The organism is Kitasatospora sp. NPDC057595 (genome assembly GCF_042800875.1).
GTDB lineage: Bacteria > Actinomycetota > Actinomycetes > Streptomycetales > Streptomycetaceae > Kitasatospora.
Genome location: NZ_JBHVGL010000005.1, coordinates 251,741 through 266,153 on the forward strand (window position 1 = coordinate 251,741; position 14,413 = coordinate 266,153).

Annotated in this window: 11 protein-coding genes and 1 pseudogene; 3 read left to right on the forward strand and 9 right to left on the reverse strand. The window is 76.9% G+C overall.

Features of this window, described 5'->3' with window-relative positions; genetic code table 11:
- Positions 1 to 184: 184 nt before the first annotated feature.
- Positions 185 to 715: a universal stress protein gene (locus ACFU9E_RS11400; RefSeq protein WP_380682583.1), complete on the reverse strand. Its 531-nt coding sequence runs from the start codon at positions 713 to 715 to the stop codon at positions 185 to 187.
- Positions 716 to 836: 121 nt separating this feature from the next.
- Here ACFU9E_RS11400 and ACFU9E_RS11405 point away from each other — a divergent pair.
- Positions 837 to 1,103: pseudogene (locus tag ACFU9E_RS11405) on the forward strand (DUF4291 family protein); the annotation flags it as partial.
- A 23-nt stretch (positions 1,104 to 1,126) separates the two neighbouring features.
- Here the strand turns inward: ACFU9E_RS11405 and ACFU9E_RS11410 are convergent.
- Positions 1,127 to 1,450 carry a hypothetical protein gene (locus ACFU9E_RS11410; protein WP_380682584.1) on the reverse strand — a complete coding sequence of 108 codons (324 nt, stop codon included), beginning with the start codon at positions 1,448 to 1,450 and terminating at the stop codon, positions 1,127 to 1,129.
- A 61-nt stretch (positions 1,451 to 1,511) separates the two neighbouring features.
- Between ACFU9E_RS11410 and ACFU9E_RS11415 the strand changes: the two genes are divergently transcribed.
- A complete protein-coding gene (locus tag ACFU9E_RS11415) occupies positions 1,512 to 2,177 on the forward strand; it encodes a rhomboid-like protein (protein WP_380682585.1) in 666 nt (221 codons plus the stop codon).
- 18 nt (positions 2,178 to 2,195) lie between these two features.
- Here the strand turns inward: ACFU9E_RS11415 and ACFU9E_RS11420 are convergent, their stop codons facing one another.
- The 7 genes from ACFU9E_RS11420 to ACFU9E_RS11450 all read right to left on the reverse strand — a co-directional run bounded on the left by ACFU9E_RS11420 (position 2,196) and on the right by ACFU9E_RS11450 (position 13,443).
- The gene (locus ACFU9E_RS11420; protein WP_380682586.1) at positions 2,196 to 2,846 is read right to left on the reverse strand and encodes a LuxR C-terminal-related transcriptional regulator; all 651 of its coding nucleotides are present in this window, start codon (positions 2,844 to 2,846) and stop codon (positions 2,196 to 2,198) included.
- Positions 2,810 to 4,204 carry a sensor histidine kinase gene (locus tag ACFU9E_RS11425; RefSeq protein ID WP_380682587.1) on the reverse strand — a complete coding sequence of 465 codons (1,395 nt, stop codon included), beginning with the start codon at positions 4,202 to 4,204 and terminating at the stop codon, positions 2,810 to 2,812. Before ACFU9E_RS11425 ends, ACFU9E_RS11420 begins: the two co-directional genes overlap by 37 nt.
- Before the next feature lie 70 nt (positions 4,205 to 4,274).
- Positions 4,275 to 6,272 (reverse strand): hypothetical protein, encoded by a 1,998-nt coding sequence (locus ACFU9E_RS11430; RefSeq protein ID WP_380682588.1) that lies wholly within the window; start codon positions 6,270 to 6,272, stop codon positions 4,275 to 4,277.
- A complete protein-coding gene (locus ACFU9E_RS11435; protein WP_380682604.1) occupies positions 6,257 to 6,991 on the reverse strand; it encodes an ABC transporter ATP-binding protein in 735 nt (244 codons plus the stop codon). Before ACFU9E_RS11435 ends, ACFU9E_RS11430 begins: the two co-directional genes overlap by 16 nt.
- A 485-nt stretch (positions 6,992 to 7,476) precedes the next feature.
- Positions 7,477 to 10,212, reverse strand: a complete 2,736-nt coding sequence (locus tag ACFU9E_RS11440) for a DUF6493 family protein (RefSeq protein ID WP_380682589.1) — start codon at positions 10,210 to 10,212, stop codon at positions 7,477 to 7,479.
- A 255-nt stretch (positions 10,213 to 10,467) separates the two neighbouring features.
- The gene (locus ACFU9E_RS11445; RefSeq protein WP_380682605.1) at positions 10,468 to 11,901 is read right to left on the reverse strand and encodes an amino acid permease; all 1,434 of its coding nucleotides are present in this window, start codon (positions 11,899 to 11,901) and stop codon (positions 10,468 to 10,470) included.
- A gap of 261 nt (positions 11,902 to 12,162) precedes the next feature.
- Positions 12,163 to 13,443, reverse strand: coding sequence for a pyroglutamyl peptidase (locus ACFU9E_RS11450; protein WP_380682591.1), 1,281 nt, complete (start codon positions 13,441 to 13,443; stop codon positions 12,163 to 12,165).
- Positions 13,444 to 13,627: 184 nt separating this feature from the next.
- On the opposite strand from ACFU9E_RS11450, the gene ACFU9E_RS11455 reads away from it, so the two are divergent.
- Positions 13,628 to 14,239, forward strand: a complete 612-nt coding sequence (locus ACFU9E_RS11455; RefSeq protein WP_380682592.1) for a TIGR03086 family metal-binding protein — start codon at positions 13,628 to 13,630, stop codon at positions 14,237 to 14,239.
- The last annotated feature ends 174 nt before the right edge of the window (positions 14,240 to 14,413 follow it).

Here is a 14,413-nt window from a genome sequence, read left to right on the forward strand (position 1 = left end):
CCGGTCGGGGGGGCCGGCCCCCGCCCCGCGCGGGCTGTGGGGGGGGGCGGTGCCCGCGGGGGGGGGCGGTTGTGGGGGGGGGGGGGGGCGGCACCCGACCCCGGTTTCGTGTGGGGGGCGGGGTGCGCCGCCGGGCCGCCGGCCCGGCTCACGCGACTCACGCGGCTCAGGCGACTCAGGCGGCTCAGGCCGCGACGAGGTCCGCGAGCTCGCGCAGGTCCACGCCGCGGCGCAGGGCGCGCAGGTCGTCCTGGAGGTCGGACGGCGGGACGGCCAGCACGGTGCAGCGGGCGTGGGTGAGGCAGTAGCGGCTCACCGATCCGCCCTGGAACAGGCGGCGCACCGTCGTGCGCAGGGCGCCGTGCCGGCCCGCGCCGACCACCAGCAGGTCGTCCGGCCGGTCGGCCAGCGAGGTCAGCACCGGGCCGACCTCGCCGCGCACCACCTGGGGCTCCACCCGGATGCCGGCCGGGAGCCCGCCGAACGCCTCGTCCAGGGCCTGCTCCAGGCGCGCGTCGGCCATGCCCTGCCAGGCGCGGAGCAGCGGCGGGCAGGGGCGCAGCCGGTAGTTGTACTCACCGCCGGCGGGCGTCCAGGCCAGTACCGGCACCAGAACGGCGCCCCGGTCGCGTGCCTCGTCCGCCGCCCGGTGCAGGGCGGTCAGGCTGTGCAACGATCCGCTGACTCCGACGATGACGCGCGCGCCGTCCGACATGATCCTTCACTTTCCGGTGTTCGATTCGCTGAATGCTTATGGATTATGGTTCCACAGGGCGCGAAGGCCTGCAAATCGAAGGCTTTCACTGTATATGACCTTGCATCGCGCGACCCGTCCGCGGGCGCCCGCCCGGGTGCCGTGGGACCCCGAGCGCGACCTGCACCTGCGGCCGCTGCCCCACCGCTCGCTGCAGCTCGGACTGGCGGGCGAGGCGGCGCGGCGGTACGCGGACGAGTGGACGGTGTCCGTCACCGACGTCACGCCGCTCGTACGGCGGATCCACGGCCATCTGCGCGACGGCGAGCCGGAGGCCGCGCGGCTGCTGCTGCCCGACGAGCGGCCGTACCCGGTGGCGGACGGCCTGCCGGCCCACGTCGGCGGGTGACCGGCCGCCGACGCGGCATACGATCAGGGCGTGTCCAAGTCTCGTGATTGCTCGTCAACGACCGCCACGGCCGCCCGCGCGCCCGGGTGGGCGGCGTGTTCCAAGGACTCCGTGCTGTCCATCGGGTCGGTGGGATCGGTCCTGTCCATCGGGTCGGTCGGGTCGGTGCTCTCGATCGGGTCGGCCGGCAGCTTCCTGTCCATCGGCTCGGCCGGATCGGCGGTCTCCGTGCTGTCGGCCGGATCGTGGCTGAGCGTCGGCTCGCTGCTCTCCGCGAACTCGCGCTGGTCGGTGCTGTCCTGGCGCTCCCGGGGCGGGGTGCTGGCCGCCGGTGCGGTGGTGCTCACCGTGGGCACGGTGCTGACCCGCGGGGCGCGGACGCCGCGCCGCGGCCGGTAGGGCCCCGGCGTGGGTGCGCGGCTGCTGCGCAATCCGGCGTTCTGGTACGTGAGCGCGCTGGCCGCGATGTGGCCGGTGCTGCGGCTGCTGCCGGCCGAGCGGGTGCTGGCGCTGCGCGAGTGGGCGTCGACCGACCTGGACAATCTGCGCCCCTGGCCGGACGGCCACCCGGTCGGCTCGCTGACGGTGTCGGCGTTCGTCCCGCAGGACACCGTCTGGATCTGGCCGGTGTTCGCGCTGTCCGTCTTCGCGGTGGTCGGGGCGCTCGGCGGCCGGCGGGCGGTGGCGCTGCTGGCCCTGGTACACGTGGTGGCGACCGCGCTGACCGAGGGTCTGGTCCGGTGGCGGATCGACCACGGCGCGCTGCCGCCCGAGGCGGCGCACGCCCTGGACACCGGCCCCTCCTACGTGGTGGTCGCGGCGCTGGCGGTGGCGGCCTGTCGGGCCCGCCCGGTGTGGTCGCGGGCACTCTGGCTGCTGATGCTCGCGGTGGCGGCGCCCACCCTGCTCGGCGGTGTCACGGACGGCGAGGTCGCCGCCGTGGGACACCTGGTCTCGCTCCTGGCGGGGCTCGCCGTCGCGGTCGCGCACCGGCTGGGCCTGCGCCCGGTCGCCCGCCGCAGCGCCACCCCGTCGGCGCCGCGTCGGGCCACGGACCGCGTGCCGTCGAACTAGGGCGCGAGCGAACGCGTGTCACCGCGTGCCGTCGAGGTAGGCGAGGACGGCGAGCACCCGGCGGTTGTCGTCGTCGGAGGCGCCGAGGCCCAGCTTCGCGAAGATGCTGGAGGTGTGCTTGCTGACCGCGCCCTCGCTGAAGTGCAGCCGCTGGGCGATGGCGGTGTTCGAGCGCCCCTCGGCCATCATCGCCAGCACCTCCCGCTCGCGCGGGGTGAGCAGCGCCAGCGGCCGGTCGTCGGCGTTGCGGGCGAGCAGCCGGGTGATCACCTGCGGGTCCATCACGGTGCCGCCGGAGGCGACGGTGCGCAGCGCGTCCATGAACTGCGCGGCGTTGGCCACCCGGTCCTTGAGCAGGTAGCCGACCGCCCCGGCGCCGTCGGCGATCAGTTCCCGCGCGTACAGCTGCTCGACGTGCTGGGAGAGCACCAGGACCGGCAGGCCCGGCCGGGCGCGGCGGGCGGCGAGGGCGACCTGGAGGCCCTCGTCGGTGAAGGTGGGCGGCAGCCGGACGTCGACCACCGCGACGTCCGGGCGGTGCTCGGCCAGCGCGGCGGCGAGCTCGGGGCCGCTGCCCACCGCCGCGACGATCTCGTGCCCGTGGGCGGTGAGCAGGAGGGACAGACCGTCCCTCAGGAGGTAGAGGTCCTCGGCGAGGACAACGCGCACGGTAGCTCCATGGTCAGCCGGGTCGGCCCGCCCGGGGGGCTGATCAGCGTGAGCGTACCGTCGAACGCGGCGAGCCTGCGCTGGATGCCCCTCAGTCCGGAGCCCCGGCCGGGGTCGGCGCCGCCCCGGCCGTCGTCGGTGACCTCGGCGCGCAGCAGGCCGTCCACGTGGAGCAGCTCCACCGCGGCGTGCCGCGCGCCGGCGTGCTTGACCGCGTTGGTCAGGGCCTCGCTGACCGCGTAGTAGACCGCCGACTCGACCGGGGACTCAGCCCGGCCGGGCAGCTCGGCCCGCACCTCGACGCGCAGCGGCACGTCCAGGGCCAGGGCGCGCAGCCCCTCGGCCAGGCCGCGCTCGGCGAGTACCGGCGGGTGGATGCCGCGGACCAGGTCGCGCAGTTCCTGGAGGGCCTGGGTGACGTTCTCCTGTGCCTCCGTCACCACCGTCCTCGCCCGGGCCGGATCGCGGTCGATCAGCGCGGCGACCGCGCCCAGCCGCAGGCTCACCGCGACCAGCCGGGCCTGGGCGCCGTCGTGCAGGTCGCGCTCGATCCGGCGCAGCTCGGCGGCCTGCGCCTCGGTGGCGTCCAGCCGGGTCTCGGTCAGCTGCTCGACCCGCAGGGCGAGGCGGGAGCGTTCGGTGGGGCCGAGCAGCGCGTGCGTCCAGCGGCCGTGCAGGCGCAGCGCCGGCCGGGCCAGCGCCGGGCCGGCGGCGGCACCCGCGAGGCCGAGGGCGAGGGTGAGTGCGGGGGTGAGGGCGGGGACGGGCCGGCCGTCGAACAGGGCCCGGAGCGGACCGGGCTCCGGGCCGAGGTCCGGGCCGGGCAGCGGCAGGACGGTGCCCGCGAGGGCGTACAGGCCGACGCCGAGCAGCAGCGGCGGGGTGGCGGCGAGCACCCCGCCGACCACCGGGTTCAGCACCACCCAGAGCACGTCGCGCCAGGTCGCCGGATCCTTCCAGAGCCAGCGGATGTTGCGGGCGACGCTCGCGAACCAGCGGTTCTTGTGGTAGTCGTGGCCGGTCCAGAACCAGCCGTGCAAGGTGCGTTCGAGCCCCGGGCGCGGCAGGTACGGCGGTGGCACCGGCACCCCCGACCAGTGGCCGGCGTAGGCCCGGGCGAGGCCGGTGGCCGCGCGGGCGAGCCGGGTGGTGAGGGGGAACAGGACGAAGATCCCGAGGCCGAACCAGAGCACGAAGCTGCCGATGACGACCACCAGCAGCACCAGTTCGGCGGGGACGACCGCCGTCAGCACCAGCAGCCGGCCGAGGGCGACGACGCGGCTCGGCCGGTCGGTGTGGCTGGGCCGGTCTTTGTCGCTGGGCCGGTCGGCGCGGGCGGCGGGGAGCGTGCGGTTCACCGGGCCTCCGGTCGCTGGTCGGTCGTCCTGTGCGGGTGCGGCCCCGCCCGGGTGACGGTCCGTCGCCCCGTCATGATCCCAGCTCCGCCGACGGGGCCCGGCGGTCGGGGCGGCCGGTGCGGTCGCTGTGGTCGGTGCGGTCGAGGCGGTCCGGCTGCTCGGGCCGGTTCAGCCGGTACGCCGTCCGCAGGCAGAACGCGCCGAGCAGGGCGAACGCCAGCGCCAGCGGTATCCCGAGCGCCCGGGGCAGGTAGAGCACGAGGAACCAGCTGCGCACGGAGGGCGCGAACAGCGACAGGGCGAGCGCCACCAGCCCCTGCGGCGCGATCAGCAGGATGCCGCCGGTGGTCAGCAGGCCGACCGCCGCCGAGCGTCCGCGGGAGAGTCCGGCCGCCGACGGAACGGCACCCCTCGTGTCCGCCGACCCCGCAGGCCTCGCGGACTCCGGGGTGCGGCGCAGCCCCTTCCGCAGCACGTCCAGCAGCTCCGGGCCGCGCGCCTCCAGCCGGCGCCCGGCCGCGCGGCCCAGCCCCCACGTGTACAGCGCGCCGGTGAGCAGGCCCGCCGGCACCCCGGCCCAGCGCAGCGGGGCGCTGGACAGCAGGGTGCCGGCCAGCACCACGCCGGCCGCGGGCAGCGCCGCGAGCAGTTGCAGCCAGAACGCCGCCAGGCCCTGGGCGCGGACGTGTTCGGCGCTCTCGTCGGCGAGGTCGTCCAGCGGGCCGCCGCCGGGGCGGTCGGGCGACGGGGCGGCGCCGAGCACCGCCATCAGCGGGATCAGCCCGGCCGCCGCGCCGAGCACGGCCGGCAGCACCGCGAACACCCACGGCCGGACGGCACCCGGGGTGACCGGGAGCGCGGCAAGCGTCAGCAGCACCGCCACCGGGGTGGTGACCAGCAGCCAGGCGGCCTGCCGGGCCCGGACGTCGGCCCGTTCCGCGCCCGGCACCACCAGCGTCAGCCAGAGCGCGCCCGCATCCAGGCCGTACAGGTTGACGCAGAACGCTCCGGCGAACACCGCGGCGACCACCCCCGTCCACGGCAGTAGCTGGGCGAAGCCGTCGAGCAGGGGGAGCAGGCCGGTGAACACGCCCGTCCAGAGCGCCGTCCGCAGGAACCGGGCCCGGCGCGGGTCGCGCCGCCAGAGCAGCAGTTCCTTGGCCAGGACCGCGCCCGCCGGGGTGTCGGGGAGCAGCCGGTTCCGCGCCCCGGGGCGGGCGGCGGACCGGTGGGGGCGGCCGGTGCGGCCGCGCACCAACTGCCGGGAGAGCAGCGCCGCCCAGGCCGCCAGCAGCAGCCCGCACACGGCGGCCAGGGCGCCGAGCGCGGCGGCGGCCGTCGGCCAGTCCGAGCGGCGGGCCGCGTCCACCGCGACCACCGCCCAGCCCGAGGGCAGCACCCGCACCGCGGTCCGCGCCCCGGCCGCCCAGTCACCGGTGCCGAGCCGGACCAGGAAGCCGATCGCGAACCACCCGGAGTTCAGGCCGGCCATCACCAGGCCGACCAGTAGCGCGGACAGCTCCCAGCCGAGGCGGAAGCGCAGCACCCCGCCCAGCGCCTGTGGGGTGAACTTCGCCAGCACCACCACGAAGAGCAGCTGGAGCAGCACGGCGGGCACCGCGACCACCGCCGCCGCCGGCCCCTGGCGGACGCCGTAGGCGAGCAGCCCGCCGAAGGCCACCAGGGCGAGCACCGGGGTGACCCCGACAAAGGCGGCGCCGAGCAGCCCGACGGCCAGACTGCGCGGGCGCATCGGCACCATCGCGAACCAGGCCGGCCGCAGGGTGGAGTCGCCGCCGGTGACCAGCGGCCCGAGCGCCCACCCCAGGCTCCACAGCAGCTGGGCCAGCGCCAGGACGCCGAAACCGGCCTCCGGGGTGGCGTAGTCCGCGAAGCCGAGCAGCGCGGTGCCGACCGCCCCCGCCCCGCCGCACACCGTGCCGACGACCAGCCCGGCGGCGCGCGGGCCGGACATCGACCGCCGAAGGACGGTCGCCTTCATGCCGGTGAGCACGGTGATCGCCACACGGCCGCCCGCCGCCGGCGGAACCGTCAGGAGGCCAGCCATTCCAGCCCCTCCTTTCCCCCGGTCCGGGCGCCGACCAGCTCGACGAACACGTCCTCCAGAGCCCGCCCGCCCCGCACCTCGGCCACCGGCCCGGCGGTCGCCACCCGGCCCCGGGCGATCACCGCGACGTGGTCGCAGAGGCTCTCGACCAGGGCCATCACATGGCTGGAGAGCACCACCGAACCGCCCGCCGCGACGAACCGCTGCAGGATCGTGCGGACCGTCGCCGCCGACACCGGGTCGACCGCCTCGAAGGGCTCGTCCAGAACCAGTAGCCAGGGCGCGTGCAGCAGCGCGGTGGCCAGGCCGATCTTCTTGCGCATCCCGGTGGAGTAGTCGATCACCGCCGTCCGGGCCGCATCCGCCAGCTCCAGCACGACCAGCAGCTCCTCGGTCCGGCTGTCCACCGTCCGCCCGTCCAGGCCGCGCAGCCGGCCCAGGTACCGCAGCAGTTCCCGGCCGGTCAGCCGCTCCGGCAGCGCCAGGCCGTCGGGCAGCACGCCGACCAGCGCCTTGGCCCGCAGCGGATCGGCCCACACGTCGACTCCGAACACCTCCGCCCGGCCCGCGTCCGGACGCAGCAACCCCACCGCCATCGACAGCGAGGTCGTCTTGCCCGCGCCGTTCGGCCCGACCAGCCCGTAGAACGATCCGCTCGGCACGGTCAGCTCCACCCCGTCCGCCGCCCGGTGGGACCCGAACCGCTTGCTCAGCCCCATCAGCCGCAGGGCCGGCACACCCTCGCCCTCCACCCGCACCGCTCCTCGCACCGCACCCTCCCACCCGCACCCGGCCCACCCCCTCCGGGCGACCCGAGGCAACGCTAGGACGGACACGATCGAGGCGGAATCCACCCCGCCTCACTCTTCGGGGTGGGGCTGGACCCACCCCTACCCTGTACCTGCCATCCGGCCCCCGACCTGCGGCGCAGCACCCCGCCGCCGGCCGGGCCCCCGGACCGCCGCCGGCCAGACCCCCGGACCGCCGCCGGCCAGTGGCCGGTACCGCTCCGCGGCGGGGACCACGCCCGGCAGCCGCCCCTCAGCGAACGCCTGACGACGGGACCGACAGGACACCGCCCGGGTCCGCTTCGGCCCGGGGAGGGGCGGGCAGCGGTCACGGGCGCCGGCCGGCCCGACACACCGCCAACACACCCACCGGCGAACCGGACCGCGCGCATCCCGGACGGCCCCGCCCGGCGCGGTCAGCGGGCGAGGACCCCGGCCAGGCGGGTCGCCTCCGCCCGGAGGCGGCGGGGCGCCGTGGGGGCGGTCAGGGCGTCGAGGGCGGGGACGGTGGTGCGGATGCCCTCGGCGGCCGCGCAGTCGGCGGCGAGGGTGAGGACGGCCGGCAGTCCGCGGCGCGCGGGGTCGGGTGCGAGGTCGGTGAGCATCGCGGCGAGCACGGCGAACACCTGCCGGCTCGCGCCGCTGCGGGCGGCGTCGGTGAGCACGGGCATGATCCGGTTCGGCTTGGCGACGGACAGCCGCCACAGCGCCGCCAGCCACTCGCCGAGCGCCTCCGGCCGCAGTCGTCCGCGGGCGACAAGCGCCAGCAGGGCGTCCAGGGCCGCGGTGCGGTGCTCGGCCCGGGCGGCGGTCATCCCGTAGGCGAGCAGGAGATGGCTCACCGGGCCCGGTTCGCCCGGGAGTTCCGCGAGCCGGGGCAACAGGGAGTTGGGTTCGCGGGGGCCGGGATCGGACACCTGGAGCGCCAGGGTGGGCAGGCCGTGCGCGGCGACGGTCTCCGGGTCCCAGGGCGCCAGCCAGGGCAGCTGGGCGAGCTGGCCGACCGACGTCGGGAACACGGCCGCGCACCACCCGACCCGGGTGGGGTCGGGTAGTGCGTGGAGCAGTCCGATCACCCCCTCGGACACGGCCGGGGCGGGGGCGAGCGGGGCGATGCGCGGGGCCGTCGGCGGGGTCCAGTCGTTCGGGTCGACCCGCTCGGGCCGGTCCGGGGGTTGGACGTGGAAGCCCTCGGGTGCGGGCGGCGGTGTGTCGGGCGGCAGGTCGCAGCCGAGTCCGGCCGCCGCCGCACGGACCGCCGGCAGCGCGGGCGGCGGCACCCGGAGCAGCGCCTGGGCCAGATCGGCGGGCCAGGGGCGGGCACCGGCCGCCCGGTGGGCCGCGAGCCGTTCGGTCAGCACGGACGGATCGAGGGTGCCGTCCGCGGCGGTGGGGGTGGCGAGGAGCACCGGTATCGGCGCGTCGGCCACGCCGCACGCCGCTTCGAAGATGCGGAGCGCGGGGATCAGGGCGGGGCCGCGGAACGGGTCCCGGAGGGCGAGCAGTTCGGCGCCGAGCGCGGCGGACCGGTGCTCGCGGCCGGTCAGGGCGTCGAGCAGGCAGCCCAGCGCGCCCCCGACGCTGCCGATGCCCGCGAGGAGGACCGGATCCCCGCCGCGGCCCCGGGCGAGCGGAGCGAGCGCGTCGGCGAGGGCCGCCCGGTCGCGGTGGTGCTCGGCGACCAGGGCGGCCAGCACCACCTCGAACTCCCCGGGGTCGGGCGTCCGGTCGGCCAGCACCGCGGACAACCGCTCGGCGAGCTCGAACGGCCCGCCCGGCGCGGGCGGAAGAGCGGCGGCCCGACCGGGCCCCACCGCCACGGAGGGTTCGGCCGTCGCGGGCGCGGCCGCCAGCAGCTCGTGCGCGTCCGACCGCAGGGCGGGGCCGAGGGCGGTGGCGGCGGCGCGCACGGCCTCCGCCACCGCCGGATCGGCGGCGTCGGGCAGGTGGCGGGCGACGAGGCGCAGGGCGCGTTCCTGGACCGCGGGCGCCGGGTGGGCGAAGGCCACGGCGAGGGCGGGCAGCAGCTCGTCGGCCCCGGCCGGGTCGCGGCGCAGCGCCGCGTCGGCCCAGCTCAGTTGGACGGTGGCGAGCGTCTTCTCCGGACGGGCCAGGATCCCGGCCGTCAGCTCGGTGAACAGCTCGGCGGCGAGCCGGGTGTCCACCGACCGCAGCGCCGCCTGGGCGGCCTTGGCGGCGGTCGGCGCGCCGTCGACGGCCAGCCGGACGTGGTCGCGGGCCCGGGCGGCGACCTCCTCCGGGTCGGGGGCCAGCTCCGCGTACAGCCGCAGGAAGCCGCGCAGGTTGCCGGGCCGGTCGCCGCGCAGCAGGCGGCCGAGGCAGCGGTCGATCAGCTCGGCGCGGTCGAGCACCCCCTCGCCCGCCAGGGCCGCGAGCGCCTTGGGCCACTCGTTGTCCGGTCCGAAGCGGGCGGCGTGGGGATCGGTGAACTCGGAGCCGACGTCCGGGAACTCGAACAGTCGGCGGACGAACTCGGCGAGCCTGGGCTGGGCGCGCAGCCAGGAGAGCAGCGTGTCGTGGTGCGGCACCGGCGGGCGCAGGCCCTGATCGGCGAACCACTCGCCGATCTCCTGGTGGTCGTAGCGCATCAGGGTGCCCTCACGCAGCCAGCCGATCAGATAGCCGTCGGTGGCGGGAACCTCGGCGCCGGACCAGACGGCGAGGCCGTGGGTGATCAGCCAGCGGGAGGCGTCGCCGCGCGCGGGCAGCCACTCGGCGAGCCGGACCGCCAGTTCACGCTGGAACGCCGCGCCGCGGTGCGGCAGCAGCAGGACCAGCAGGAGGTCCCGGGCGTCGGCATCGGTGGAGCCGCCGCCGGGCAGCGGCCGGGTGACGGAGAGCAGCCGGCGCGCGGTGAGCCAGTCCAGGGCCTCCGCCGGGGTGGCGGCGGAGAGGACCCCGGCGAACTGCAGGGCGGCGAGCTGGTCGTACGCGGCGGAGTAGCGCCGCGGGTCGCCCGAGGAGAGCTCGCGCAGCAGCTCGGTGCGGAGCCGGCGCAGCGGCGTGCGCAGATGGCTCAGCTCGTCGGCGGGCACGGTCGACAGCCGGTCGACCACCGCCTCCGGCACCCGTGAGGCGATGAGCGCGCTCACCTCGTCCCACTCGATCGTCCCGTTCGTGGGACCGGTCATGACGCCCTCCTCCGCCCGCTCCGGTTGGTGATCGCGAAGCTAGCGGATGGCGCTGACATCCGTACGGCCCCGCCGAGACGATCGCGTCGGCCGGGGGGCACCGGTCGGCACGGAGACGCCGGTCGGCCGGGAGGCGTCGGTCGGCGCGGGGGGCGCTCGCCGCGGCCCCGGACGCCCTCCCCGCCCGACGCGCGCCCCGGGAACGTCGTGAGGCCCGCACCGGACGGCGCGGGCCTCGGCGTCGTGCCGTTGTCGTCAGGCCCGGCGGCGGGCGGTGCGGGCGGTGCGGACGGTGTGGACGAGGACGCCGACGAGCAGGAAGAGGACGCCCTGGTAGACGGCCTGGTAGCCGGCGCCGGCGACGAGCCAGGCGGAGAAGGCGAAGGCGCCGAGGGCGAGGGTGAGGTCGCGGACCAGGCGGGTCGGGGCGACCCGGTCGCGGTCGCCGGCCAGCAGCCAGCGGAGCTGGGCGGCGCTGGAGAGCAGGTAGGGGACGGTCGCCGTGAAGGTGGTGACCAGCACCAGGGTGTCGAAGGCGGCCTTGGCGCCGGAGGCGAAGTCGAGGACGGTGAGCAGCGAGGCGAGGGTGACGCCGGTCAGCACGCCGACGACCGGCACTCCGCGGCGTTCCTTGGCGAAGACGGCGGGGAACAGGCCGTCCTTGGCGGCGGCGTACGGGGCCTGGGCGGAGAGCAGGGTCCAGCCGTTGAGCGCGCCGGTCATCGAGACCAGGGCGGCGACGGCGACGGCCGTACCGCCCCAGGAGCCGCCGAAGACGGCGTTCACGGAGTCCGAGAACGGCGCGGCGGAGTGGATCAGCCGCTCGTGGGCGACGGTGCCGAAAACGGCGAGCGTGCCGAGCAGGTAGACGACGGCGGCTCCCGCGGTGCCGAGCACGCTGGCCCGGCCGACGTTGCGCTCCGGGTCGCGGACCTGGCCCGCGCTCATCGCGGCCGACTCCACACCGAGGTAGCTGAAGAGCAGGAGCGCGGCGGAGGCCGTCATCCCGCCGAGCCAGCCTTGGCCGGTCGCGTCGAAGGGGCCGAGGTTCGCCGGGTCGAAGGAGCAGAGCCCGGCCACCGCGACGATCGCCAGCGGGATGAACTTGAGGACGGTGGCCACGAGTTGGACGGCGCCCACGTACCGGGTGCCGGCCAGGTTGGCGAGCGCGGGCAGCCACTGGACGGCCAGCGCGCAGCCGAGGGCGAGCGCGGTGGAGTGGCCGACGGCCGGCCACAGCACGGCGAGGTAGCCGACGGCGGCGACGGCGAGCGCGGCGTTGCTGACCCAGGTGGTGATCCAGTAGGACCAGGCGGCCACGAATCCGGCGAAGTCGCCGAAGGCCTCGCGTGCGTAGACGTAGGGGCCGCCGGTGCGCGGGTCGCGGCGCGCCAGCCGTCCGAAGACCAGGGCCAGCGTGATGGCGCCGACGGTGAGCACGGCGAAGGCGAGCAGGCTGACCGTCCCGTACGGGGCGACCGCGGCGGGGATCATGAAGATGCCGCCGCCGATGATGTTGCCCATCACCAGGGCGGTCGCGGTCGGCAGGCCGAAGCGGCGGACGGCGGACCGGGGTGACGGCGCCGGGGGCGGGGACGACGGCCCGGGGGACGGCTGCCCGGGGAGCGGCTGCGCAGGGGACGGCTGCGCCGTGGGTGCCTGCCGGGTCACGGCCGGGCTGGTCTGCATGAGGGTGTGGTGCCTTTCTGGTCCTGCTCGCTCGGTGGAGCGCAGGCCCATGCTCATGCAGTGGACACCTTGTACCAAATCGGCGGTATTTGTCCTCCAGGGCGCCCCGCGAACCGGAAAACCTCCGGTCGCGCGACGGCCGGGCGGGCACTCGTCCGGCACCCCTCGGCGGGGAATACCGGCGACGCCGGGGATGCCGAGGGTGCCGGCCGGGGGGGCATGGCGCCGGAGCCCGGACCTCGGCCCCGCCGCGTCTCCTCGTCAGCGCACCGAGTGCCGCAGGATCTCCAGCACCTCGCCGCCGATGGCGGCCTCGTTCTGCTCGAAGACCGGCCCGGTGAGCTCGTCCGTCCGCTCCGGAAGGCCGGTCAGCACGGGGGTGTGCAGATGGCCGCCGGGCAGTTGCGGGGCGAGTTCCAGGCGCAGCCGGTTGCTGCGGTAGGCGACCTCGTTGGAGAGGTAGCCCCCGCCGCCGCCCGCGACCGCGCGGGAGCCGGGGGTCGGGCCGTCCGCCCGGTCGACGGGAGCGGTCGCCCCGGCGGGGATCTCGGTGACGGTGGTGTTCAGCTTGACCGGGAAGGGCTGCTGAACGGCCGTCATCGGCCCGGCGGGCAGGCTGGTGGCGATGAACTCCGCGCCGGGGCCGAGCCCGGGGGCCGTGACGGGGTGATCGCGGGTGCCGCCGGAGAGCACGCCGGCGTTGTCGGGGTAGGGGTCGGCGGAGCGGGCGCGGCCGGCCCAGGCCTCCAGGGTGAAGAGTCCGGGGTAGCCCTGGCTGATGGTGGTGATCTGGTCGGCCGAGCGGTGGCCGGGGGCGAGCCGGGGGCCGAAGGCGCGCTCGGCGATGCCCCGGTCGAAGTCGCCGTAGCGGACCGGGAACACCACCGCCTGGATCTCGGCGGGGGTGCCGTCGGCGAGGGTGATCCGCCGTCCGTCGAGCTGCAGGACCGCCGAGCCCGAGGGGTTGGCGCGGCGCGGCTCGGCGTCCAGACCGAAGGGGTCGAAGCCGCTCACGAGGATCCGGCGCACCCCGGGGCGGGCGCCGAAGCCACTGTCGGCCAGGCCGCGCGAGGCGTCCTCGAAGCGCTGCCGCAGGGCCGCCGCGTCGACGGCGAAGTCCGGCTGCCAGCGGGTGAGTTGGACGGTCATGGCAACCCTGGTCCAGTACAGCGGACGGTCGTCGGCGGCCGGCAGGTCGCCGCCGGGGCGACGGCTCTGGGCGCGGTCGACGCCGGCCCGCCAGAGCGCCTCGCCCCAGGCGTCGACGATCCGGCCCGCCCCCGCGGCGCCGCGCGCGCCGCAGAGCGCGGCGGGGAAGCGGCGGACGAAGTCGCCGAGGCCCCCGCGTTCGGTGAGGGCGACGGTCCGCGGATCCGCGGTGCGCGCCTGCTCCCGGTCGAGCGGCGCGGAGTCGACGGTCCGACAGGACGGCCGGGCCGGCTGCGCGGTGGCGGCGGTGGCCGCGGTGGCGGGGAGGACGGTGGCGGCGAGAGCGCCGATGAGGGTCGCGGTGAGGGCGAGCCGGCGCCGGGCGGTCGTCATGGCGTGGACACTACAGTCGCGCCCCCGCGCTTCACCAGAGCGCCTCATCGACGCCACGTTCGGTGACGGCGGGCGGCGCCGGTGGACGGAGATCCCCGGCGGAACGGGTTCCCACTCCCCCTGGCGGGTCACACGCCGTAGCGGTTTACTGGGAGTGAGCAGGGCAGGAGACGGAGGCCCGGCGATGGATTGTCCCCACCCACCCGGATTCCACGCCGAGGTCCGCGCACAGTACGCGGCCGCCGGAGCCGAAACGGCCCGGCTGCTGCGCTCGGTGTCCGAGGACCTCTGGACGGCGCCGACCCCGTGCCGCGACTGGGACGTGCGCACGCTGGTCAACCATCTGGCGGCCCAGCACCTGTGGGTGTGCCAGGCGGTCGCCGGCTACACCCCGGAGCAGCTCGGCCACCGCTTCGAGGGCGATGTGCTCGGCCGCAACCCGCTGGGCGTGTGGACGATGGCCGTGCAGAGCGCCCTGCGCGCGCTCAACCGCCCCGGAGCGCCCGACTTCCTGGTGCGCCTGCCGTACGGCCTTCGGGACGCCGGCGGGTACGCCCGGGAGCTGACCGCCGAGACCGTAGTGCACGGCTGGGACCTCTCCCGGGCGCTGGGCGAGCGCGGGCGGATGCCGCCCGGCGCCGCCCGGTACGCGCTCGCCGAGTTCCGCGGCTACCGCGACCTGGCCGGCTCCGGCCGGTTCGACCCGCCGCGCGCCGCACCGCCGGGCGCCGACGCCGAGGACCTCCTGCTGGCCCTCACCGGCCGCGACCCGGCGTGGTCGGCCGACCGGATCTGATCCACCGGACCCGGTGGCCGACCGCTCCCGCCGGTCGGCCCGCCTGCCGCGCCGCCGTGGCGGCGAGCGCGGCGGGCGCGTGGCAGCCGTCACCGCCCGCTACGTCGTGTACGTCGTGCGCAACCCCGCGAAGCTCTCCGGCCCCCCGCGCGGCCCCGATCACCCGCCGACCCG